11 protein-coding genes and 4 pseudogenes are annotated in these 26,186 nt (G+C 44.1%); 8 read left to right on the forward strand and 7 right to left on the reverse strand.

The genetic code is table 11. The features are described from left to right. The coding region (locus JCM10512_RS19605; protein ID WP_044165522.1) for a glutaminase domain-containing protein at positions 1–2,153 on the reverse strand (2,153 nt) is incomplete at its 3' end. A 588-nt stretch (positions 2,154–2,741) separates the two neighbouring features. Here JCM10512_RS19605 and JCM10512_RS19610 point away from each other — a divergent pair. From JCM10512_RS19610 to JCM10512_RS25180, 7 genes and pseudogenes are all read left to right on the forward strand, one after another. Beyond that, on the forward strand, positions 2,742–3,935 hold the full coding sequence (locus tag JCM10512_RS19610) for a site-specific integrase (protein ID WP_244437345.1): 1,194 nt from the start codon (positions 2,742–2,744) through the stop codon (positions 3,933–3,935). Between the two features lie 328 nt (positions 3,936–4,263). Further along, a pseudogene (locus JCM10512_RS19615) lies at positions 4,264–4,881 on the forward strand (DUF1793 domain-containing protein); the annotation flags it as partial. A gap of 51 nt (positions 4,882–4,932) precedes the next feature. Further along, positions 4,933–6,447, forward strand: a complete 1,515-nt coding sequence (locus JCM10512_RS19620) for an IPT/TIG domain-containing protein (RefSeq protein ID WP_052517310.1) — start codon at positions 4,933–4,935, stop codon at positions 6,445–6,447. 15 nt (positions 6,448–6,462) lie between these two features. After that, positions 6,463–9,560, forward strand: a pseudogene (locus JCM10512_RS19625) (SusC/RagA family TonB-linked outer membrane protein). 16 nt (positions 9,561–9,576) lie between these two features. Beyond that, the gene (locus JCM10512_RS19630) at positions 9,577–11,625 is read left to right on the forward strand and encodes a RagB/SusD family nutrient uptake outer membrane protein (protein ID WP_044165527.1); all 2,049 of its coding nucleotides are present in this window, start codon (positions 9,577–9,579) and stop codon (positions 11,623–11,625) included. 22 nt (positions 11,626–11,647) lie between these two features. Next, positions 11,648–12,703 (forward strand): DUF4973 domain-containing protein, encoded by a 1,056-nt coding sequence (locus tag JCM10512_RS19635; RefSeq protein ID WP_044165537.1) that lies wholly within the window; start codon positions 11,648–11,650, stop codon positions 12,701–12,703. 1,605 nt (positions 12,704–14,308) lie between these two features. After that, positions 14,309–15,675 (forward strand): annotated as a pseudogene (locus JCM10512_RS25180) (MGH1-like glycoside hydrolase domain-containing protein). A gap of 1,365 nt (positions 15,676–17,040) precedes the next feature. Here JCM10512_RS25180 and JCM10512_RS19645 read toward each other — a convergent pair. The 6 genes from JCM10512_RS19645 to JCM10512_RS19660 form a co-directional block, all read right to left on the reverse strand. Beyond that, positions 17,041–18,156: a glycoside hydrolase family 88/105 protein gene (locus JCM10512_RS19645; RefSeq protein WP_044165528.1), complete on the reverse strand. Its 1,116-nt coding sequence runs from the start codon at positions 18,154–18,156 to the stop codon at positions 17,041–17,043. A gap of 57 nt (positions 18,157–18,213) precedes the next feature. Further along, on the reverse strand, positions 18,214–18,510 hold the full coding sequence (locus tag JCM10512_RS24355; RefSeq protein WP_244437351.1) for a hypothetical protein: 297 nt from the start codon (positions 18,508–18,510) through the stop codon (positions 18,214–18,216). Then, the gene (locus tag JCM10512_RS19650; protein ID WP_244437352.1) at positions 18,423–19,784 is read right to left on the reverse strand and encodes a sialidase family protein; all 1,362 of its coding nucleotides are present in this window, start codon (positions 19,782–19,784) and stop codon (positions 18,423–18,425) included. The genes JCM10512_RS24355 and JCM10512_RS19650 overlap by 88 nt, the downstream gene beginning before the upstream one ends. Positions 19,785–19,798: 14 nt before the next feature. Next, positions 19,799–20,038, reverse strand: a complete 240-nt coding sequence (locus JCM10512_RS24360) for a hypothetical protein (RefSeq protein WP_244437354.1) — start codon at positions 20,036–20,038, stop codon at positions 19,799–19,801. 43 nt (positions 20,039–20,081) lie between these two features. Then, positions 20,082–22,202, reverse strand: coding sequence for an alpha-N-acetylglucosaminidase (locus JCM10512_RS19655; protein ID WP_044165529.1), 2,121 nt, complete (start codon positions 22,200–22,202; stop codon positions 20,082–20,084). Positions 22,203–22,472: 270 nt separating this feature from the next. Then, on the reverse strand, positions 22,473–25,448 hold the full coding sequence (locus JCM10512_RS19660; protein ID WP_044165530.1) for a glycosyl hydrolase 115 family protein: 2,976 nt from the start codon (positions 25,446–25,448) through the stop codon (positions 22,473–22,475). A gap of 488 nt (positions 25,449–25,936) precedes the next feature. Between JCM10512_RS19660 and JCM10512_RS25185 the strand changes: the two are divergent. After that, positions 25,937–26,186, forward strand: a pseudogene (locus JCM10512_RS25185) (glutaminase domain-containing protein); the annotation flags it as partial.

Below are 26,186 nucleotides of genomic sequence, written 5' to 3' on the forward strand. Positions count from 1 at the left end.
TTTTGTCGGTCGAAAGCCAAGCGGTAGTGGTCGCCTTCATTGGCCATCTGTTCCCATTTCACAGCCATGTTCCGGGCTATAGTAGCGTATTTATCTGCAATGTCATTCCAACCGAGCATGCGTGCCATTTCACTATACCCGGCAACTCCCATAATTGCCTTTATAGACAAGTTGGCATTGTGAGCCCAATGCCCTGCAAAGTCATCCGTGCACAATTGGTTCTCCGGGTCCTGTCCATACTCTACTAAATAGTTGGTCCAAATAGTCAATATATCCCAATATTTCTTGACGTAATCTGCATTTCCTTCAATTTTAGAAATTGCTGCTGCCAGAATAACCATGTTACCTCCTTCTTCAATCGGCATATCACCTCCATAGACTTGACCATTTGCTATTGGGTAGGTACCTAAATCATGTGCAGGAAAAGGTTTGTTCCAACGTCCACTTGCACTGTACTCAAAGATACTAGTCATCATAGCCTTTTCTAAGTCAGGATTATAGACCAAGAAGAGTGGAGCAGATGGATAAGTTAGGTCAACGGTATTGACGCAGCCATTACTATTGTTTTCCTTAGAAAACCACAGCAAATTTCCGTCTTTATCTGTGAACAGTTTGTGTGCAGAGATTACTTGTCGATAGGACGCTGAACAAATTTCCGCATATTTCTTTCCACCAGCTTTTTCGGCATCATCATAAATCTGTTCGTCAAGAGCACGGCAACGCGACATGATACTCTGATAATTATCTCTGAGTTTCTCAAAAGCATCAAAGATAGAGACCTTACCATCATGCTTCCAATACCCCATACGTTTTTCGTACATGTATTCAATGGAGTAGATGTCGTCATAGCCGATCATCATAAACCCATCTTTGCCATCTTTGGATACGGAACCTAGATTATGCACATAAGCCATCGCAGGATTATTCTCTTCTTTGCGAGTAGTCCATTTAGTGGTTGAAGGGGCTAAGGATCCATTCCGTACAAATGCTTCTTTCATTCCAAAATAATCTCCTAAGCTGACAGATCGTCCTGAGCCATTAACACTGGCGAGATATGCATACCCCCAATCAGCACAAATTAAGTCTCCTTGGCGAGCACATATTGGTTGATCGATTGATCCTGCTTCTACATAACTGATTCCGCTTTTCGAGAAAGTACGAGCAACAGTCGGCTGAGTTCCTTCATTTACTGTCAGTTCCGGAGTCGTTTCCACATAAAGTTGAACATCATGTTCTTTTTTATCTAATGAACGCACCCGATAAGAGATGTAGTTAATAGGAGTAGATAGCAGATCTAGATCATCAATTAGTTGGGGAGCTGTGAATACAACATCAAGCTCTACAGGACCGCAAGTAAAGGTGTAGTAGCTGGAAGTCGCTAATACATGTACTGATTGCTGAATAGCCTCATTGGTGAACTTCACCGCGCTCTTCTTTTCACGAAAAAGGCCAAAGTCTACATAAGAACCACCTGTCGTATTATGACAATGAGCGGCAATTACATTTTTTCCATTGCGAAGCTTCTTCTTTGCTGCATCTGGCAATTTGAAAGATACATTGTCTTTCCAGGTAAGCCCTGTTGAAACAAGTTTCTCTCCATTCAGATATAACTCGAACACATCATCATGAGAATAAGTAAGATATATATCTTCTGTTTCTAGATTGAGATTATTACACTCAAAAGTACGACGAATATATATATCCGTATTCTCACCTTTCCAATCGGTATGTACACGTGGCATATCGCGGCTTCCAAAAGCAGCTTTACCTTTATTCCAAGAACTATCATCAAACTGAGATTCTTGCCAACCTGTTTTGGGGAGAGTATTAGTATACGTTGCTTCCCAACGTTCTACGTTGGTCATAGGCGCGATTGCTGTCAAATTAAAACGATCTTTACCTAAAAAACGATAAACCTTCCCATCCACGCGTAAAGCACCCAGTAATGGTTTCTTTGCACTTGTCCAATGCTCTGTGCTACCTTCCATTAATTCATCATAAGGAGACCAAATCGAGAAATAAGGATCTGATACGACTATAGGAACAGATGGAGCACGTAATGCTGTCTCTTTTACAGGCTTAAATAAGTCAATGGCTTGTATATTGGCTACTATTCCAACTGAGAAAGCTATTACAGCTAGTAGTTTCTTCATAAATATTTTTTTAAATTATTAGCAAATTTAAGGTTATCCTTCCTTCAATCTTGTTACATTAAAATCCGAGAATAGCGCTATCTGGACCGTTTCCTAAAATGAATACTGTTATCTTATATACCTTAACTATATAACTAAACCTGTTTTTACTGCCTAATTCGATATAAAGACTTAAAAGAGGAGTATGCTATCTGATTGTATTTTCCCGATAGCATTAAATTAGCTGTTTTCCTCATAGTATCTTCAATCAGAACGACACAAAGTAATGGAATAAATAAGAGAAGGAAGGAAAATCTGTGTTCAAGAAAGGATAAAATCTATTCTTTTTCATGATTTACAGCTCACTTCTATCAAATAAAAAGTGTTCTAAATGCGTTTGAATAGATTTTATCCTTTTCTGAGCAGATTTTATCCTAGCCTATCAAATGAGGAGTCTGATTTGATGAACTCGACTTTTTTAAGTGAGAGTAGTTGATAGTTTCATATACCTTTTGTAGATTTGCGCCACAATTGCAATACGGTCTAATTATCGCGAATTATTCTCCATATATAAAACCAGGGTATGTTACTCAAGCAGGAACTACCGCCTTGTATGTTCGATATAATTATAATCGAACAAAGCGAACACTTATTCCTACCGGATATAGTATTAAGCCGGAATATTGGAACATAAAGAAAAAATGGATAAAACGGGCTTGCCCAGAATATGAAGAGATCAATGCTTCTTTAATTAAACTTACTTCGAAGTTAGGTGAAATCCTTACTTATGCAAAAGGAAATGGAATAGACCCGACGGTTGATTTCATTTTGCTTGAACTTGAAAAAGGTAGGGAGTACGAGTTGCGTCCTAGCAGAGTAGACTTGTTTGATACATTAGAACGATACATTAAAGAGAAGTCGTCCTCTGTATCAAAAGATCAGATAAAAGATTATCGAACTCTTCGTAAACACCTGATTGCTTTTAAAGAATATTCGTCACAGCCTATAACCTTTCGCAATCTGAATTTGATATTCTATAATGAGTTTATGGATTACCTATTCTGTAAAGTCATAAAACCGAATGGAACAGTTGGGCTACTTACTAATTCTGCCGGGAAAATAATACGTCTACTAAAAGGCTTTGTTAATTATCAGATCGTGAAAGGCGTTATTCCACTGATTGACCTGAGAAACTTTAAGGTGGTAGAAGAGGAAACAGATGCAATCTATTTGAATGAGAAGGAATTGGCTACAATATATGCCCTGGATCTATCTGATGATAAACAATTAGAGGAGATACGTGATATATTTATAACCGGGTGTTTTACCGGGTTACGATATAGTGATCTTTCAACCTTGAGTCCGGAGCATATGGACTTGGACAATGGAAATATAAATCTTAAGCAGCGAAAAGTACATAAAGCAGTTGTTATTCCAATGATTGATTATGTTCCCGAAATACTTAAAAAATACAATTATAACTTACCCAAAGTCTCGAGATATTTATTTAATGAACGAGTAAAAGAGATCGGACGTCGAGCTAACTTCAAGCAGAAAATAGAAGTTGTCCGCAAAAAAGGAAAGGAACGCGAGAAGAAAATCTATGAGAAATGGGAAATGATATCTTCACATACATGCCGACGCTCTTTCTGTACGAATATGTATTTATTTGGTTTTCCTTCAGGGGAGCTTATGCGAATATCAGGGCATAAAAGTCCCTCCGCTTTTATGCGTTATATCAAAGTCGATAATCTAGAAGCGGCTAAAAGATTGAAAGAACTACGAGCCAAACTTTCAGAATAGATTACTGTAAAGTCAGAAAAGCAGTGCTTATTAATGAGGAAATGTATTTGTTTAAATATTGCTTATTTGTTTTTGCATACCTACTAACTTCATTCACTTTCCCTTGAGTTCAGGATTTTCTTATCTATAAAAATACGTACCTCAAGCTAATTAAAAGCACTGAAAGAGGTCGTTGATTATGCATTTATTACACCAAACTGTTTCTTCCACAATTGTGTTTAGCTGATATAAACTCCGCTAAATATCTAATAACTGTCGCCATAAGTACAACACAAACACAATACAAGCCATTGTATTGTGTTTATAATCAAAAGATTGCCCTTAATGCATACGGTATGGACAGGACCCAGAAAATCAGCTGTGTACCGATGATTTCGCAGGCCATTGGGCGCATAATGCCAACTTGTCTATAAAGGCAATTATGGGAGTTGCCGGGTATAGTGAAATGGCACGCATGCTCGGTTGGAATGACATTGCAGATAAATACGCTACTATAGCCCGAAACATGGCTGTAAAGTGGGAACAGATGGCCAATGAAGGCGATCACTACCGCTTGGCTTTCGACCGACAAAACACTTGGAGCCAGAAGTACAATATGATCTGGGATAAGATGTGGAACCTGAATCTCTTCCCTAATAATGTGATTGACAAAGAAATTAACTATTATCTAACGAAGCAGAATCCTTACGGACTTCCACTGGATTCTCGTAGAGATTACAGCAAATCGGACTGGATTATGTGGTCGGCTGCTATGTCTTCCGATCGGGCTACTTTCGAGAAGTTTATCGATCCAATTTACAAGTATATTAATGAGACTGAATCCCGCGTACCCATCAGTGACTGGCATGAAACGCAGACCGGCAAAATGACCGGCTTCAAAGCGCGTTCAGTGATCGGAGGCTACTGGATGAAAGTGCTAATGGATAAAATGCTTATGAAATATTGATTTTGCGAAACACACTTATTATTAACTAAAATGAAAAACATGAGATGTAAAATGAAAGAAGTATTGAAACAGGGCCGGTGGATAGTACTGGCACTATTCACTATTTGCACTTACAGTTGCAAAGACGATAACAATACTGAGACAGGAACCTTTGATCCCTCAAAACCCGTAGCGATTTCAGATTTCACACCGAAAGAAGGAGGTGCTTATCAAAGGCTTTTGATTAGCGGAGAGAACTTCGGAACAGACGCCTCTAATGTAAAGGTGACAATCGGTGGTAAGCCGGCTGTTGTTATTAATGTAAAGAGTACGTATATCTACTGTTTTGTTCCTACCGGGGCTTTCAGTGGTGTACTCGAGGTCACCGTAGGAGAAGGAGAGAATGCGGTAAAAACTACCGCAAGCACCCCTTTCGGCTATCAGAAGAAAATGGTAGTAAGCACACTTTGTGGCTTCCGTAATAATCGTGACGACCAAGGTTGGAGAGATGGACCTTTCGACGGTGCGGATAATGTAAGAGCTTGCGGTTTCAGTAACTCTGGTCGTATGGCATTTGATCCCTTGAATAAGGATCACCTATATATTTGCTACGACGGTCACAAAGCGATACAGCTAATTGACTTAAAGAACCGTATGCTTTCTTCGCCTTTAAATCTTTCGAGCGTTAGAAATAACCGTATTCGTAGTATCGACTTCAATATTGACGGTAAGTATGCGAAGAAGGGAGACTATATGATTATAGCGGCCGACTATGACGGTGAAGGAAATAATAGTCCGAACGTATACATCATCAAACGTAATGCAGACGGAACATTCAACGATAACTCTGACGTGCAAATACTAGCCTCCTATAAGCAATGTAACGGTGCTTCCGTTCACCCGATCAATGGTGAGTTGTATTTCAATAGCTATGAAAAAGGACAGGTGTTCCGATTGGATTTGGATAAATACTTTGAGACAATCAAGAATGGAGGAAAATGGGACCCATCTGTAACCCAGAACAATACAATCTTCAAGCAATTATTTACGATTGCCGACCCCTCATGGGAGTTCCAGATCTTTATCCATCCGACAGGAAAGTACGCTTATTTTGGAGTTATCAACAACCACTACTTCATGCGTTCTGATTACAACGAAGTGACACATGAGTTTGTTACTCCGTACACAGTTGCCGGAGGCTATAAGGTTAGCGGTTATAAAGATGACGTAGGAGTTGCCGCTCGCGTGAATAAACCTTGTCAAGGTGTCTTTGTATACAACAAAGATTATGCCGGTCAGGCTGACGAATATGATTTTTACTTTGTAGATATGTTGAATTTCTGTGTCCGCAAGATGACTCCAGATGGCATCATTTCGACTTATGCAGGCCGGGGAACAACAACCGCTATTGCCGACAATAACCAGTGGGGAACCGATGATGGCGACCTTCGAGAAGTAGCACGCTTCCGTGATGTAACCGGGCTTGTTTACGACAGCGATAAAAATATCTTCTACATCCACGATCAGGTGGGGCATACGATCCGTACAATTTCTATGGAAGAAGAGGTTACAGAATCTAACGAATAAACACACAATTAGATTATGAAAAGATATTTAGCTATTTTTTTGCTGATATTGGTTGTCCCGTTGACGGTCTTAGCGCAAACAATATCAGTGAACGGCCAGGTTACTGATATAAAAGGTGAACCGATCATCGGTGTCAACATCATTGTGAAAGATGTAGTCGGCTTGGGTACTATTACAGATATTAACGGTAAATTCACGATCAAAGTGGAACCTTACCACCGCCTATTGTTCTCTTACGTTGGGTATGACAACGTAGAGGTTCTTATTAAGGAACAGCGTACGGTCGATGTGAAAATGAAAGAGTCAGAGGCAAGTGTACTGGATGAAGTCGTAGTAACCGGTATGGGTTCGCAGAAAAAGCTGACAGTAACAGGAGCTGTAACAAACGTAGACGTTGCCGAACTTAAACGCTACCCTACATCCAATATATCCAATGCGTTGGCAGGTAATGTCCCGGGTATTATGGCCCAACAGACTTCCGGACAACCGGGTAAAAGCACTTCTGAATTCTGGATACGAGGTATCTCCACTTTTGGTGCCGGTACAAGTGCCTATATTTTAGTGGACGGATTCGAACGTGACAATCTCGATGAAATCAATATCGAAGACATCCAAACATTTACCGTGCTGAAAGACGCTTCGGCTACTGCTATCTATGGCTCAAAAGGTGCTAACGGTGTAGTGCTGATTACAACTAAACACGGTAAAGCCGGTAAGGTACGGATTGATGCCAAAGTAGAAACGTCCTACAATACCCGCACCATCACGCCTGAGTTTGTAGACGGTATGACGTATGCCAATTTGGTGAACGAAGCACAGATGACCCGAAACTTGGGACGGGTTTACCAACCGGAAGAACTAGATTTAATTCGCACACAGATGGATCCGGATTTCTATCCGGATGTGGACTGGAAAGACTTGATCTTGAAAGATGGTGCTTGGAGTTACCGCGCTAACCTAAACCTAAGCGGTGGTGGTAGCACAGCCCGTTACTACGTCTCTGCAAGCTATGTAGAAGATCAAGGTATGTACAAAACCGACGAAACGCTGCGGAAAGACTACGATACGAACGCCAACTACAAACGTTGGAACTATCGTATGAATGTCGACATTGACCTTACAAAGAGTACAGTACTGAAGGTAGGCGTGTCCGGTTCCCTTGGCAAACGCAACAGTCCGGGATTGGGCGACAATGATTTGTGGGGCGAGCTGTTTGGTTATAACGCCATCTCTTCGCCGGTATATTACTCCAACGGCTATGTACCTATCTCACACAGAGATGACAACAAACTCAATCCTTGGGTCTCGTCTACACAGACCGGATACAACGAAGAATGGGAGAACAAACTCCAGAGCAATGTAACCCTGGAACAAAACTTCGACATGATCACGAAAGGGCTAAAGTTTGTTGGCCGCTTCGGTTATGATACTGAAAACAAGAATTCGATCAATCGTCGGCGCAGACAGATATGTACAAGGCCAACGGACGCAACCAAACGACAGGTGCAATCATCTTCGATAAGATGCGAGACGCCTATGACATGACGCAGTCGAGTACAAGTTCGGGTAATCGACGGGAGTTTCTCGATCTGTTGTTGAGTTGGGAACGTGGTTTCAACAACCATCATACAGGAGTCACCGTGCGCTACACACAAGATTCCAAAAAGCAGACGGTGGACTTAGGATCGGATATTAAAACCGGTATTGCCCGACGCAACCAAGCTTTAGCTGGACGGGCTACATACAACTGGAACTACCGGTACTTTGTAGACTTCAATTTCGGTTATAGTGGTTCGGAGAACTTTGCCAAAGGACATCAATTCGGATTCTTCCCGGCCTATTCGCTTGCCTGGAACATCGCCGAGGAGCCAATTGTTAAGAAGAATCTGAAATGGATTAATATGTTCAAAGTTCGTTATTCGCACGGTAAGGTGGGTAATGACAAACTGATGGAAGGCAATGATGAGATACGTTTCCCTTACCTGTACACGATCGGAACCGGTGGTTCCGGATATAACTGGGGATTTGGGGACTACACTCAAAGCTATACAGGAACATACTATACACAAGTTGCCTCTCCGGGTATTACCTGGGAAATTGCAACCAAAGACGACTTAGGTGTAGACCTTTCTTTATTCAACGATAAACTGACAGCTACAGTAGACTACTTCTCCGAAAAGCGTACAGGCATTTACATGCGCCGCCAATACCTACCGGAGATTGTAGGTTTGGGTAGTCAACCTCGTGCCAACGTGGGTGTCGTAACTTCGAAAGGATTCGATGGTCACTTTGCTCTCAAACAAAAAGTAGGTACAGTAGACGTAACTCTTCGTGGTAACATCACCTATAGTAAGAACGAAGTACAGGAAAGAGACGAGGAGACGAAAGTTTACCCGTATGAGTATGATAGCGGCTACCGGGTTAATCAGTTGAAAGGTTTGGTATCATTGGGATTATTTAAAGACTACGATGACATCCGTAACAGTCCGAGACAAGACTTCGGAACTGTTCAGCCAGGTGATATCAAATACAAAGACGTGAATGGTGATGGCGTTGTTAATTCACAAGACCGGGTTGCTATCGGAGCTACGACTCGTCCTAATTTGGTCTACGGTATAGGAGCATCTTTCGCTTGGAAAGGATTCGACTTTAATATCCACTTCCAGGGAGCCGGTAAGTCTACTTTCCCAGTATATGGTAAATGTGTATACGCATTCAGCGAAAGCGACTGGGGTAATATTTTCAAAGACATGATAACCGACCGTTGGGTCGATTCGCAAACGGCTGCTACGTTAGGCATTCAAGCCAATGAGAATCCGAACGCATCCTATCCACGTCTGAGTTACGGAGGAAACAACAACAACCAGCAGACCTCTACCTTCTGGATGCGCGACGGACGCTATGTCCGCTTGAAGAACTTAGACATCGGTTATACCTTGCCAAAGAGTATTGTGAACAAATTACGCTTCAATAACATCCGTATCTACATCGCCGGTTCGAACCTGATCACTTGGTCGTCCTTCAAGGTATGGGATCCGGAGTCTGCCAACCCACGTGGAGAAGACTATCCGTTGACGAAATCAATCACCATGGGCTTAAGTGTTAACTTATAAAATAAAATCAGAGACTATGATAAAGAAGCTTTATATACTATTACTGACTGTATTGGGTGCAGGAGCTTTCTCTTCCTGTGCCGATCAGCTGGATTCGGATAAATACTTTAGAGACCGTCTGACCCTTGAAACGGTCTTCGAAAGCAAAACCCATGCGGAAGAGTGGCTGGCCAACGCGTACTCCTATCTAAAAGGCGAAAACGAAGAGGTTACGACTAAAAACCCCGGAACCAACCCATTCTGTTTTGCGGACGACATGTATTATGGCGACCGTGACAAGGCAATTGATGGAACGAAGAATGAACTGTCGTACAATATGTTCAAATTGGGTGAATACGACGAGAACTCGTATAACACCGGTGCATGGGGCAACTGCTATAAAGGAATCTACCAAGCATCTGTCTTCATCCACAACATCGATATGTGTAAGGAAATGGCGGATTGGGAAATACTGGATTATAAGGGACAGGCACGCTTTGTACGTGCTTACTACTACTGGTTGTTGCTGCGACGTTACGGTCCTGTACCCATCATGCCGGACGAGGGCGTAGACTATACGCAAAGTTATGAACAGATAGCCACTCCGCGTAGCTCATACGAAGAAGTAGCCGAGTTCATCAGCAAAGAGATGATACAAGCTGCCAAAGAGTTGCAATATGATTTCCGGACAGATAATTATGCCGTAACTCGCCCCACCCGTGGTGCAGCGTTGGCTGCGCGAGCCTATGCTTTGATATTTGCCGCCAGCCCGTTTGCGAACGGTAATAACGATGCTTATGCGCAAGCATTGGTGGACGATAAAGGCAGACAACTGCTCTCTCCCGAGTACAGTGAAGAGAAATGGGCCAAAGCTGCCGCTGCTTGCAGAGACGTTATGGAGTTAGGAGTTTACGACTTGGTTCATGTCGGTCGTTCCACTTCAAACAATGGGCCTTCCGACCTTCCAACCGTTACACCTCCGGCCGACGGAGAGTTTGCCAACCAAGACTGGCCGAACGGTTGGGCGAATATTGATCCGCTCAAGTCTTACCGCAGTGTGTTTAACGGCGAGTTTCTACCTGCCAACAACAAGGAACTGATCTTCACCCGCGGAACAACAGACATTAATACGATGGTGATTCATCAGATGCCGAAGGACGACGGGGGCTGGAATGCACATGGTATGACACAGAAGATGTGTGATGCTTACTATATGGCAGATGGAAAAGACAGTCCGGGTAAAGACAAAGAGATTGGTCGCGGAGATGGAAGCCAACGTCTTGCAGGCTTCATCGGTGACGCAACTCATAAAGCCACTGACTATAAATATTGCAACATTGAGACAGGCGTTTCGGTACAGTACGCCGACCGCGAGCCACGCTTCTATGCTTCTGTAGCCTATAACGGCAGTATGTGGTATTACCTGAGTACAAAAGAAGAAGATCACAAACGCAACCAACAAGCATGGTATTATTTCGCTAATGCCGATGGATACCGTAATGATGGCTTCTACTTACGTACCGGAATCGGAATCAAAAAGTTTGTGCATCCGTACGACTATCCGGGTACCTACCGGGCAAAAGCCGAGACTGCCATCCGATACGCCGACATCCTGCTACTTTATGCCGAAGCGTTGAACGAACTGACCGGAACGTATAACATTGCTTCCTGGAACGGAGCAACGACTTATGCGGTCAGCCGTGAGAAGGCGGAGATGGAGAAAGGAATCCATCCGGTACGCATTCGTGCCGGTTTGGCCGATTATCCGGACGCATTCTATGACAACAACGCTGCCGAAATGCGCAAAGCGCTGAAGCGTGAACGTATGATCGAATTGATGGGAGAAGGGAAACGTTATTTCGACCTTCGTCGTTGGAAAGACGCCCCAACAGAAGAAGCACTGCAAATCTATGGTTGCAATGTCTTTGTTACCGAAGCCAACCGAGCAGAGTTCCATACTCCGATTCCTATTTACAATCTTCCATCCACATTCTCTGAGAAGCTGTGGCTCTGGCCGATCAAGCATAGTGAACTGAAACGTAATCCGCGCCTGACACAGAACCCGGGATGGACTATGTATGACTAATTTTCTAACAAAAGACAGCTATATGAAAAAGATATATACAATCGTAACTTTGGCGGCAATGGCCCTACTTGGAGCTTCCTGTAACTCTGAATGGGAAGAGGAACAATATGAGCATTACATCTCTTTCCGCTCTCCTCTGAATAGTAAAGGAGTGACGAGTGTTTACGTACCCTACAGTCGTACAGACAAGGACGGGAACTATACAGCCGGTGGAGAGGGAAAATCCAATTATCAGTTACCCGTGATTGTTAGCGGCACGCTTACCAATCAACAGAACATTACCGTGCACGTGGCTCACGATCCTGATACGTTGAACATCCTGAACATTGCCCGTTACGCCACACGTACAGACCTGTTCTATAAAGATATGGAAGCAGATAACACGTATGTGTCCTATCCGGAGACGATGCAGATTAACGCCGGAGAAGACGTGGGACTCTTGGACCTCAACTTCGACTTCAAAGGCATTGACATGTCCGAAAAGTGGGTACTTCCCTTGCAAATCGTAGACAATCCGTCCTACGGCTACCAGGCGCATCCGCGTAAGAACTATTCCAAGGCGTTATTGAGAGTTTTTCCTTTCAATGACTACTCGGGTGACTATTCCGGAGCGTTGCTGACCAATAAGGTTGTCATCAAGAAGGATGACGGAACTTCTACGGAAACGGCAGAATCCATCACAAAGGCTTTAATAAGAGGATATGTGATAGACGAGCAGACAATCTTTACGTATGCAGGTATTGTGGATGAAGATTATACGGACCGCCGGAAATACAAGATCGAGTTTAAGTTTAACGGCGAAAAGAACGGTCCGGTTTCTCTTTCTTGTGACAATGCAGCTGAGATTGATTTCAAGATGACCGCTGGCGTTACTCCTTCTTTCCGTATTTCCTCTTCGATGGATGCGACTCGCCCTTACCTGGAACACCGCTATGTAATTATCAACAACGTTGATTACTCTTTCAATTACATCCCGGCAGCAGGTGCTAAAATCCGCTATCATGTGAAGGGTACGTTGACACTGTCACGCAACATCAACACGCAGATTCCGGATGAAGATCAGGCCATTGAATGGTGATAAATTAAGCTAATAGAAAGCCTTCGGAGAACGAAACGGTCACCTCCGAGGTATATATTAAGTATACAAGACAGTTTGAAGCTGGTGTAGGCTCTTCGAGTACTATGACCAGCTTCTTTCTTTTATTGACCAGATACTTTCTTCCCAAATCTTTGAAAGCCGTAATTTTGCACCTACGAATCTTTTTAGGTGTACAACATGAAAAACAAACAAGCTTTATTCCTGATTCTGATACTTTCTATTCTTCCCATAAGGTTATTGGGACGAGGTACAATTCCTCCCTCCTGCTTTACCGATAGTCATGATATAACTTCCCTGCACGCATGGGGACCTTACTCAAAACGTTACGCCAGTATTTCACACATACCGGATATGAAGGCAGGCATACGTTTCGACGTCTCCGTTATGCCGGGCTATTACCGGAATCGCCAATTCATTCCCCATGTTCTCTTTGAATCCTCCTACCATCCGTGGGATATTAATCCGGCAATGGATCGCATAACCTACCGTTACGAAATGGAGTGGAAAGATCGCGTGTTTACAGATGTTACCTATCACGTCTTGGATGAAGACCGCACCTTGGTGGAGATGCGTTGCGTCAATCATACAACCGCCAATCAGAATCTGGTACTGAACCTGATGGCCTATATAGACTACGAACGCGAACAGCCCCGGAATGAGATAACTAAAGATCAGATCTGGCAGCAAATGACAACAGAAGGGCAACAAACGTGGTATAAGGCGACAGATTATATTCTGAACGAGTCCGTGCGCAAATCTCCTCAATACAACCTGGTGTATGACGGATGGAAAAGGAATGAGGAAGCCACCTCGGAGTCACTTAGCGGATTCGTCTTAGGTAAAGGGTTCGGCAAAGAAAAAGGCGATCGAGTCGTTTACGAAGTGAACATCTTACCGGGCAGAGAAAAGGGCATCCTTGGTTTCAGATACAATACACCTTCCGGTAAAACGGCAACTTTCCGGCTTAAAGGGTTGGTAGAAGGCGAATTGAGTCTAAAGGGACAAGGAAAGTACGTGTTTGCTCAACTTCCATACGCATGCAAGTCCCCGGGCATTTATCGCTTGGAGTTGTCTTCTGTAGGAACTTCCGAAACTGCGCTGGACGGTTTTCTCTTGCGTAGCGAAGAAGAGATGAAAGAACTTAAAATCGTTTCACGACCGTTATCATTCACACCCGAAATGCGTGTTGGGAAGAGTAAGCAGGACTTTGTCTTAACGTATGAAGGGTGCGACAAAGCGTATGGGATAGCCTGGAACTATAAAGAATCTGAAGTCCGGACCATTCTGGATGACAATTTGGAGTCGTTCTTCCGCAAAAAGACGCATGATCATGTATCAACTCGATTGGTAGGTAACAAGCAATGGCATTATTCGAATGCCTTTTTGCGTCCCATTGTCTTAGCTCCAGAAACCGAACAGACATTGTATGCCTTGGTTTGCACAGGAACATCGCAGCAGATAAACGAGCAGATTCAAAACTTCCATACCTCACCGGAGACCTTCATTGCACAGATCCGTCGCGATTCTCCGGATGCTGAAAACAAGATCTTATCGGAAGGAAAGAAGTATAAGTTCGGGCAACGTATGCTACAAGCTGCGCTCTTGTCCAATATCGTTTATCCGGTTCATACGCAGGGAGAATACATTCGTCACTTCACCCCGGGTAAGAATTGGAACAGCCTTTACACCTGGGATTCGGGGTTTATCGCTTTGGGACTAATCGATGTCGATGTTACGAAAGCTTTTGAATGCATACGTGCTTATACGACGCCTGTGGGAAGTGAGTCGGCCTTCATCCATCATGGAACCCCGTTGCCCATCCAGATGTATGCGTATTACGATCTGTGGAACAACAGTCAGTCGAAAGAGGCTTTACAGTTCCTATATCCGCGCCTCAAGCAGTTCTTCGACTTTATGGTAGGCAACAGTGCCTATTCGTCCACTCGTATGAAAGAGACGGGGCTATTGCGAACCTGGGACTACTTCTACAACTCGGGAGGATGGGACGACTACCCGCCTCAACACGCCTTACGCGATAAAGCTTCGGTTACTCCGGTAGTTACTTCTGCTTATTACATCCGCGCCGCCAAGATTCTGCGTCTGGTAGCACGCGAGATGGGACTTAAAAAGGATGTCAAAGAGTACGATCAGCTTATCCATCGGTTAACGTCTGCATTGCAATCCTATGCATGGGATGAAGAAAGTGGTTATTTTGGCTATGTGTTGCATGATGCCGATGGGAAGGCCAAAGACATCTACCGATACAAGGACGGAACGAACTTCAATAAAGGCTTAGACGGAGTCAGCCCGCTTGTGGCAAATATATCTTCCAAAGAACAGACCGAGCGGATGATAGGTCATGTTTTTTCTCCCAAGGAGATGTGGACGCCGGTTGGCATCTCAACGTAGATCAGTCGGCTCCTTATTACCGGGCAGACGGATATTGGAATGGGGCTGTATGGTTCCCTCACCAGTGGATGGTATGGAAAGCTTTACTGGATCTCGGCGAGGGGGAAAAGGCCTACCAGATAGCCAATACGGCTTTAAACACCTGGGAGAAAGAGTGTGAAGAGAGTTATTACACATTCGAACACTTCATTATCTCTTCACAACGTGGGGCCGGCTGGCATCAGTTTTCCGGCTTATCCTCACCCATACTCAATTGGTTTGCCGCATATTACCGCATCGGCAAGGTGACAACCGGATTCGAGGTTTGGATCAGCGAGGAGCAGTTTACCGATGAGTACTCGCAATACCGGGCTAAAATCGCGTTTGATGACTCTTCCGCCCCTCACGAACGAACAATGCTTGTGTGCATGAAACCGGAGAAAAGGTATCAGGTGAAGTTCAATGGGCAGGTACTCAAAAGCAGCTCTTATCATCCCGGACTCTTGGAAATAACATTGCCAAGTACGAATAAACCGGGTACCATTGCCATCGTTGCTTTATAAGAAGCCGGCTTTTAATTCCAAACGCTCTCGCTCACGCAGCTTTCCGGATTGATTATACGGCTTTGCTTACTGCTATTCTGAAAGAACAAGCCATTGTCATACCAGTGTGCCTTGCTGTCACAACTGTTACAGCGGTTGGCACAAGCGTATTCTCTACTGTCACAACTGTGACATGCCCTTGGCACGACAGTTCTCTACGATGGCACAACTGTGACATCGGCTTGGCACAGTTGTGCCAAAGGCATTGCACAGCCTGGCACACTACTTGTTTTCAGGAAGGAATACAATGTAAATCCAAAAAGTATGGCCCGAAACTGTTACTTCGACCGATGAGACCGATTGCTTCTGCGGTGGATCAGCTTCTATACGAGCCCATTATTTATTCTTCTGCTTCCAGCTGACTTTATTTACGCTTTCGTCCGTTCTCAATGGTCAAGTCTTTTCCTTATCCCTTCTTTGGGTTGGTTCTAAGCGCTCTTATCTCTAACGTGAGTTGACTATTACCCATGCGAATGTGAGTGACAGCAGTAGTGTGACTGATAAAGCGAAGCTATATCTAATGCGAAATACAGCTAAAAAGAATGAGAGATACCTCAAAAAATGATGAGAGATACATTCAAAAAGAGGCAAAAATACGGAGAAATGATGAGAGATCCCGCTTTTGAAATGTATCTCTCATCTTGCAAAGACCATATTATTAGCCAGTTAAGTGAAAAGCAATGAGAGCATGAGAGATAAAAAGTTTTATCTTGCATGTAGGGGGAGGGTGAAGTATGGTTAAACGGCGGAAGAAGCCCGACTCTACATGGATTCCTTTCCAAAAAAGATCAGGCTCTTGTTTACCGGTTCCTTTGTTCTATATAATTAGAATATCAGCTTACTGTAGACAGGTTGCCAGGTATTAATAGCTTGGGATTGGAGTATTAATAGTCTATCGCTCAGTTGTTAATAGTCTAGGAGTCAACTAACCTAAATCAAGAACTTCGGTTAGTTGGATCAAGTACTAGCGTTACCTTAACCTAGTACTCAAGTTACCCTATCCTAGCATTTGGCTTGCCTCAATGAAGTACTCAATTTATTCCAAACGAGCGATCGGTTCATCGGAATATCCTAACGAATGATATAGATAAGCCCGGCTTGAACTACCTGCAACCAATGCATTCTCTCAGTTCCATGCTTGCAGTCAGATGTAAATCCTTTTATTTTCAGGCAGAACAACGAAAGAATTTACACCTAGAAACGAAAATGTTTGCGTAGCCAAGAAATAAAATACTACAAGAATAACCCAAGAAAAAGGATAGTCCCGGACTACAAGTAGCCCGGGACTAAGAGGAATGTTATCCGGCAAGTAAACTTGCGGTTATCTTATTGGTTCAGTAAGGCATAAGCACACCATAATATCGGTGCTTGTCCATGGAAGTCGCCAGCTATACGCGGACGATCCATATAGTATTGCTTACTATTTTTCTTGCCGGTTCCGATGCAAACTTCGGTCAGGTTATTGTCGTCGTCGATGTAATTGCATAGAGATAACCAAGCTCTGCGAGCAATGGGAGCGAACTCGTCTTTACTCAACCAACCGTTGTTAACGCCCACGATCATTGCATAAGCAAACATGGCTGAGCCTGAAGTTTCAGTCCAGAAACTAGGCTCATCGATCAATTGATTCCAAAGCCCGTCTTTGTTTACGTACTTTTTCAGGTTATTCATCATCAAAAGATAGCCCTTCATGATTCGTGCCCGATTGGGATCATTCTGCGGTAAGTTGAATAAGAGTTCGGTCATACCTACAGCCATCCAGCCATCTCCACGTCCCCAGTAGTAAGGAACATCCGGCGCATGATAGAAAAGTCCGTTAGGGTGTTGCAGTTCATCCAGATACAACACCATCTCGTTAGCAGCTCTGTTCATGTACTTAACATCTCCGGTGACTTTATAGGCCTCAGATTGCACAATCGTAATCATATACATATCGTCAATCCAAAGACGGGTCTGCCAGGAGTGCCCTTTTTTGTCCCACTTGCGTTCTTCTTCATTGGCATTGGCCGGAAGGGTCCATTGAGTGTCGGCGTACGGCAGACCGAGATCCCGGTAGCGTTCATCCTTGGTTATGCTATACAATCTAAGGGGTAGGCAACCAAACATATTCTGGTCCACATGAATCGGTGGAGGCAGAAGGTCCTTTTCTAAATGAAACAGCAACTCGAAACGGATTCTCAATTGCTTGATCAGTTCCTGGTTATTTGTTAACTCAGCGAATCGAAGCGCTCCGTACCAAGTGCAGACTTCGGCATAGTGTATGCCTTTGTCGAAGTATAGCTGATGTTTACTTTCCAGGAAACGTTTACTCAGCTTATTGGCTACAGTCTTGGGATCTGCCTTCACCGGGAAGTTCTCAAAATAGCCTTGCGCCGTAGCAGCACTCGTCGCGAAGAAGGTAGCTGCAAATAGCAAACAAATAAAACGATAACTCTTTTTCATAATTCTACTATTTTAATAATGAATGAATAATCTAATTGAGCGAATGTCAACCGACCTCTATAGACCGGTTATCGGTATCCAGCGCACCGTACTTGTAGAGGAGGTTTCACAAATAGCCTCTTCGCCCTGCTGGCTATCAAATAGGGAGAAGTTTACCAATAGCTTTCCCTGTTCAATCTTTAGTTTAGCACGCGGGATGGCGATTTCAGCAACGTAACCATATCTGTCTATGGGCTTCGTGTTACTTGCATCGCAAATGGCGGTAGCTACAGATACTCCCAGATTAGCTGCATTCCAGCCTCCTCCATAAACCTCGGAAGACTTAACCCACGTGAGGAGACTTTGATCCGGCAAGCTTGGTTCGTCAATTCATTTTTTTCCGTAACCGGACTGATGTAGATACTTGCGTTGTCGTTTCTCTGCACATAGCTATCAAGCACTTCGATAAGGAAGTACACGCTGTCCTTGTCTGCCGAACACCGGAGTGTTCCTTGCGCTTGTCCTTTGCTACCCACAAAGAGCGCATGATCGGTATTCGCCCATTCCGTATTATCGCCATTTACCTTTACGCTGCGGTTAACTGCTTCGATACGGTGGTTAAGAACAAACTGCGCTATCTGAATAGGTCCCGTTGAAGCTTTAGGTATGGTGCCTACCATCAGATGTGGATTGATGATTTGCAACGATCCCCAATAGCCACCGGAGAATGGCTGGTAAGCGGTGCCGAAGTTGCGGGCATTGACGTCACCTATCTTCAGGCAATATTGATTGGACGCATTGTACGAAAGAACTGTTTCACCCGAAGGAAATTGCCCTAGGTAGGGTGCCATTCCGGAGAAAGCGAGGTTATTGCTATCCGACGGCCCTTCTTCATCAGCGGTCATGTATGCCCATTTGTCTTTATCCGAGTAGCAGAACGAAACGTAATATTTGCCTAAGTAATTAGTCTCTAAGGCGGCGGCTAACCCTTTATTGTCGTTGAGCCGGATAACGGAAGGCATCTGATGATTGTAGCCGACAATTCCGTCTTTCTCCCATCTCATTCGCATCACGTAGTAGGGTGAAGAGCCGAAATCGGGTTTCCACGTCTTTCCTCCGTCCGTAGATACGACCATCGCCGTGCCGGTGTCGGTACCACGACCTTCCAAGCCTGTCCGGCTACTATCTGTGAAGTAACAATGTAACTCGCCCGAAGGTAACTCCAACAAATAGGGTTCCCAGTTGACGCCCTGATAGATTTCAATCGGTTCACTCCACGTGTCGCCATTATCCGTACTGCGTTTTAGTTCGATACCCGCATCTTCGGGCAATTCCCGATAGCCATTGTTCGCCCGATAAGAAGCTACAGCCAACACGTCTCCGTTGGAAAGCACCAACCCGTCGCAATTGGCATAGCGCCGTTCATTCTTATTTCCTTTGCTATCGGTAATGGCGTACTTGGTGAACAATTGCGCTTTATGTGCCCACTGTTTCATATCATTGCTGGTGGCGTAATCGCAGCCGGAACCGATGTTACTGTTGGCGCTACCGTTGTGATAGAATAGGATATAACGTCCGTTTTTCATCTGCTTAACACGCGGATAACGCGGATAGGTGGCTTTCACCTCTGTGGATGGGGTGGCGTACATCCGATAGTTCATCATTAACGACGAACGGGACGTGACGTGGCATGCGAATTAATGACCGGGATTCCCTGATTAAGTTGTTCAATGGGGGTAATACTGACAATGATCGGTTTCGGAGGCTCGGGAACCTCACCTTTTCCGTTATCGTCTTTATCTTTATCCTTGTCCCCCTCATTTCCGATGTCACTATCCCCACAAGCAACAAGGGCACAGCAAATTGTTGCCAGTAAAGTGGTTGTTTTCCAAAGTCGTTTCATTCTCCTAATTTTTAAGTGTTATTTCTATAGTTATCTAAGGTAATTATCGCACTTCGTCCACCCGACGGTACTTGCTATACATTTTCTTAGCTGTCTGTACAGGGTCTGCGTGAGAAGCGATCGTGTAGGTGTTGTGCGCATTCACCCATGCTTTTTCCGCCGAAAAGGAGTCAGGAACAGGAACCGTTTCACCTTGCAAGCTTTCTTTGAGATAGGTGATGTAGTTCGTCCAGCGGGGTAAATAGTAATCTCTGAGCATTCCGCCCCATTCTTTATGCGCATAGTCGCGTACCGGGCTTTGGGTTTCTGTCCACGTACCAATCAACATACGGGCATTGTGTTCATACAGATCTTGGATTTCGGGCTGTTTGGATTTCGAACGAGCCATTGCCAACCAACGCCCAACGAAGAAGCGCTCGTGTGTAGAAAGGAGTTCGTTCTGGTCCCGAATGAGTTGCAGGAATCTTTCCGACCAATGCGCAAACGCTGCTCTTTCTTTAGCTTGATAGGCATCTACCAATTTGTAGTAAGCTTCTCTGCCTAAGTCGGCCAAGTATTGCCGTACGAAATCGATGGCATCGTATTGATAGGTTGGCACTTGATTGAGCTTTTCGGCACTCTGTAAGAATAGGCCGACTCCTTGCGCAAAAAGTTCAGGGTCGTAGAATATGCGTGATTGGCTCCAGGCGGAAGCCGTGATCTTGTCTCTTTTCAAACTGGGTGGTGCACAAAATACCGATTCGGACGGACGCCGATGTCCCGCATAGGTTCCATATGCTGTACGGTGGAAAAGGCTCCAGGCTGCTTTCAGGCTTGTGTCGGGCGAACCATATCTCCGCTCGGCATACTTCTGTAACCAAACTTCTAGGTCTAGATATTCCGAACGCCAACGCATCTCATTAGCTAGGTCAAAAACGACCGGATTAACTTCAATTCCTTCCGGGGTAGAGCCTATACCTTTCATACTTAATGATGCAATCGGATCATGTTGCCCGTCTACCGGGCCGGACGCTATGGCATCCAGACGTCCGTGCAGACCTATGTTTCCTCCATAGTTGGTAATGTTCGACCATAGCCAGGGAAAGCCATCAAACCCTTTGCGTGTCCGCCAGTTGTCCCAAAACTCGGCCGCCAGATCAACAACTAAGGTATGCTGTTTATCAAGTCCCGCCAACAGTTCGGCCTTGGGGTTTCCGCCCCATGCTTGAATGACCCAGACTGCATTGGGATTCTTTTGGCGCATAGCCGTTTGTACCCGGCGAGCGGCATCTGTTACATCAATTCCTCCCGTTTTTCCTCCCTCATGAAAGAGGTCGCCTCCGAATGCTTCCGCCTGTCCATATAACTTTTCATACTCAGCATACCACACTTTGGCCATACGTTCGAACAGAGGATCCGTCGGGTCTAATACGGGCGGACGTTGGAGAGAGTTCCATAAACCTTGCTCAACAAGATGGGCTTCCGGAAACTTTTCTTTCAAGGAAGACGGTACCATTCCAAAGAATCCTTGGAATACGGGTTTCATCCCATATGCACGCATCCGAGCTAGAATCTTCTTTTGGAGGGCTATCTGATTGGTAAACCATTCATCGGGTAAGGGACCGCCGATCTCTTCCAGGTTTCCCATCAGCAACCAGCCGAAATAAGCAGGGCCGCATAGAAACTCTTTAATCTCCGAGTTCGTATATCCAAACTTCAACAAGGTATTTCTCCATACGGCTTCTGTTCCAACCATTGCCAACGGCATCGTAATGCCATTCAAAGCCATCAGATCGATTTCACGCTCCCATCGTTCCCAGTCCCAAAAAACCGTTGTATAGCTGAAAGTGCAATAGTTCATATACAGGTTGTCGGCAAGTACGGTTGCTTGCCGTTCGTTCACCGGTGGCAAGTCGGTCGGCAGTTGAGGGAGTTGATCTTCGCAGAAAGAAAAATTTGTGCGGCAGTAGTATTTCAAGTACCAGTTCACACCAAATGCCGCACTCACGTAGTTATTGGCGCGAACTGTAACTTGCTTTCCTCCTCCGGATAATTCGAAATAATCCGTTTGACTGGAAGATGCTTGAATCTCAATTTTAAATCGGCTGGACAGTCCTTTTTGGATACGCTCCAATAAACCGTTACAGGGTTTCCGCTGACAACAACCGATAGCAGTAAACAGCATAAAAGCAAAAAGTGTTTTTTCATTTCTATTTTAAATAAGATGTTAACATGTGGTAGTCTTTATCCGCTTTACACATCCCACTACCTACGCCTGACTTATATTTGCGTATAGGTCTAAACGGTTTTAATCTTTATCTTTTTAATTTTCTACATCAACTAGTAAGAGGGGCGACATGAACAATTACAATAAAAATATTCTATTCATCTCTATATTCTATTACCAATACCTAATTATAAAAGATGTAATCGTCCCTCTTAATAGAAGATGGTTTTATTTATTGCTTGCGGAATGTGGCTTGTTTCTTGTTGGCTGCGGTCCTAAATAGGAACGTTGCATGCCCCCAAAATCCAAGACAATCTTCTGCAACACGGTTCCGGCATCTCCACAGATAACTTTCACAGTATGTTTGCCCGGCTTGTCTATATGCAACGTTGTTTTGTTGATTCGACAATTCTTCAATACGCTTTCGTACCAGATCTGCACATATTCGAATGAAGAAGTCGATGGATTCATAACCGGGCCTTCGTCAATACATACGCCATATTTCGTTTCTACATTGGTAGCCTCATGACCGGCATAACCTCTGTCTTTACTGAGTACGAATGTGGGCAACACATAGGTATACACATCAACAGAACCTTGTTCAAACGTATAGAAGTCATACTCTACGCGTGGAGTACTGCGTCCGGCTGTTCGTTGCGGTGCTGCAACGGGATCTCCCAATTGTATAGCCGTATTCTCTACACCCAAGTTGGGTATTTCTATAATTTTGATTGCCGTATTCTCTACCTTTCGGTGGAAGTTGGCTGCATCAATTGAAACATAGCCATTATGTTCTACAAACAGGGTATCCATTTCGGCTAGCGAAGGAGAAGTGGGGTTGAATACGGAAATGTAAACTCGCTCTTTCTCTCCACCGGCAGATGCGATATCCAATACGCCGAAGACTTTTTCTCCGGTTGGAACTTTATTCCAGTCGATAGAGACTTCTATACGCTCTTCAGTAGTTGTTTCACCGGCCTTTTTACTCACGAGTATCCAATTGTCGGTAACAGATGCTTCCCATTTTAGTGGAGTGGTTCCTTTATTGAATACATCGACAAAGTACGATTGTCTCAGGTACGTATTGAACGATGGCAACGAGTGGTAACTCTTCAGTCCTTTCAAAACGTCTTCTCCTTCAGCTAAGATGCCTAAAGAGGCAGTAGGTGCTAAGGTCGCTTTCCGTAATGCCGGAAGATCAAAATAAGAAGCGGCAAAACCTTGTTTCATTGTCATCATGTGGTTCCATTTGCCACCGAGTAACTCATTGTAATCCTTGGTAATTACTTGCAGACTATCATAACAGGCTTTCGTCATCTTCTCCAATTGTCCGGTAGCTGCCCTTTGCTGAGTTGCGTACCAACGGTTCTTCTGCCCGTATAGAATCATGCGATTTAGGAGTTCACTACCTTTTACCGGATAGTACAGCGACTGGTAAAAGCAAGCCTTCTGATTTTCCTCCGGCAAAGCATGCAGGATTTTCTCTACGATATCTCCGATACGGCGATACTCATCCAAACGGGTATCTGCTTCCCGGTAATTCGCAAAAGAGAAATCGGTGTCGGTATTCCGTTCTTTTCCATGTTTATCCGTAGCCCATTGATATCCCCAACCCATGAACTCCGGTCGACGGGCGAATGATAATTTGTAGAATGCGTTCGTTACATCCTGGAACTCACTGCGGTATTGGTCACCTAGCATTCCACACATCCACTCAGTCCGGTAGTTTGCTGCCCGCTCGAAATTAAAGGAATCAATATCCTGCGCCATCGTCAGGAAGAAGTCAACCGCAAATTCACAGCCTTTGATATCACCGGCATTGAGCAGCCAAATGCGATCGGCTGTCATATCATACGCTTTACGTAGCTCTTCATACATCAGTGTTGGCGAAGTGGTATTCATCCAAAGATGGTCGTGAGGTTTGCCTAGATAAGAGGCATGATAATACACTCCGGAACGGCCGGAACGTTTCTGCTCTTTCGGACTACTCAGACGCTTCATATAACCGTAGTTATCGTCCGGCCATATAATAGTCACATCGTCCGGTAGGTCCAAGCCTTCATCATATACATCTAGTACTTCTTTATAAGGTGTAAAGGCTTGAGGTATATCTTTTCCTTGCTTGCCTGTGGCATCTATCAACATTTGTCTTTGCGCCATTAAGGCTTCTTGAAGCATCTGCTTTCTATCGGACATGTCGTTACTTGCATTCATCGCTCGGTCGTGCAGGCCGCGTAAAGCCAACGTATACACATTCTCAAAAGGCGCACATTCTTTTACACGCGAATTCAGTATCTTATTTACACCTTCTTTATTGTTTATATAATCCCACTCACCCATCTGATCGCGCTTCCATTCACTAGCCGTATTAAATAGCAACGGTTCACAGTGGGAAGAACCCATGGCAATGGCGAAGCTATCAGCTACCAGTCGGTTTTCGGGAATACGATGAAATGCCATAGAGGCGTCGTGCATAGCAGGGCACAAATAATTGGCTTGTAGGCGTAGTAGTAATTCGCAAACTTTGGCATACGTTCTGGGACCGAAGTTCCCGCGTTCTTTCTCAAAGTTTCGTTTAGACCATTGGTAGAGTCCCCAATCTTCATCATTAATAAAGATGCCTCTAAACTTGACGGATGGTTCTTTCGATACGAATTTGTTGACTTTTACATCCAATCGCTTTTGTTGTTTGATCGGAGCATCGGCCCACCAATACCAAGGGGAGACACCAATCGCTTTTGATATGGAGAGAAGCCCGTAAGCTGCTCCACGTCTATCGCTACCGGCTACAACAATTGCTTTTTTAATACCGGGAACGGGATTGTTTACGACTTCGATCTGATATCGTTCCCAGCCACCGGCAATAGCGGTTGTGTCTATTTTATTCCGGGCAGCCAGCGTTTTGATCCAGCTACTTTGACCAATGGTTCCAACAATAATAGCGTAGCGCTCCGGTGAGTTTCCTAAATTATTCTCTTCGGTTCTCAAGACTTGTCCCGTTACACGATGGACGTCTTCTACAAACAGGGATACACTTTTACGTACAACAGTTTCATCTTTCCCGTCAAAACAAACAACAACCTTGGCAGATGGGGAAACTATAGAAAAGCTGTTTTTACTTGCTGCATGGTCCAGTATGACTTGTGCTTTTACAGAAGCAAGACTCAAACAACAAAGGCTTAATAACAAAATTTTATTCTTCATGTAAATGTTAGATTGACAATTGATGCGCAAAGAAAGATAAAAAGGAATAGACTAAATGAAAATAGCAGACCGTTTAAAGCTAGAAACTGGTCAATAAGCATTTAGATAACCCTTTGTTTATACTAAAGAGTAGGCCTGAGTAGAACTAGAAAAAAGAAGAATGAAAAAACAGACAACGTGCATATAAAAAGATTACTCCTCTTAGCTCGAATGAAAGAATATGATTTATAGAGCTTTGCATATACAGAGAAAACGCCTCTCCGAGAGATTGTAAAGTAAGAATATTTATGCTCTTTATTTTACATATCAATCCAGTGCATTCTTATTATCTCCAATCTATTTTAAGAGAATAAAATGACGCTAAAGGTTGGCAAAAAGCTTCGTTTTGCCTTAAGAAAAGAGCTTGATTTTGCTTCTGTATTACCTATAAGACAACACAAACAGAATACGATATTTATTTATTCTACTAATATACAGATAGTTAGCGCTATTATATACGGTATGGACAGGACCCGGAGAACCAATTGTGCACGGATGACTTTGCAGGGCATTGGCTCATAACGCCAACTTGTCTATAAAGGCGATCATGGGAGTTGCCGGGTATAGCGAGATGGCTCGCATGCTTGGTTTTAATGATGTGGCAAATAAATATGCTACTATAGCCCAGAATATGGCTGTGAAATGGGAACAGATGGCCCATGAAGGCGACCACTACCGTCTGGCTTTCGATCGCAAAAA

The organism is Bacteroides reticulotermitis JCM 10512, from assembly GCF_000517545.1.
GTDB classification, from domain to species: Bacteria; Bacteroidota; Bacteroidia; order Bacteroidales; family Bacteroidaceae; genus Bacteroides; species Bacteroides reticulotermitis.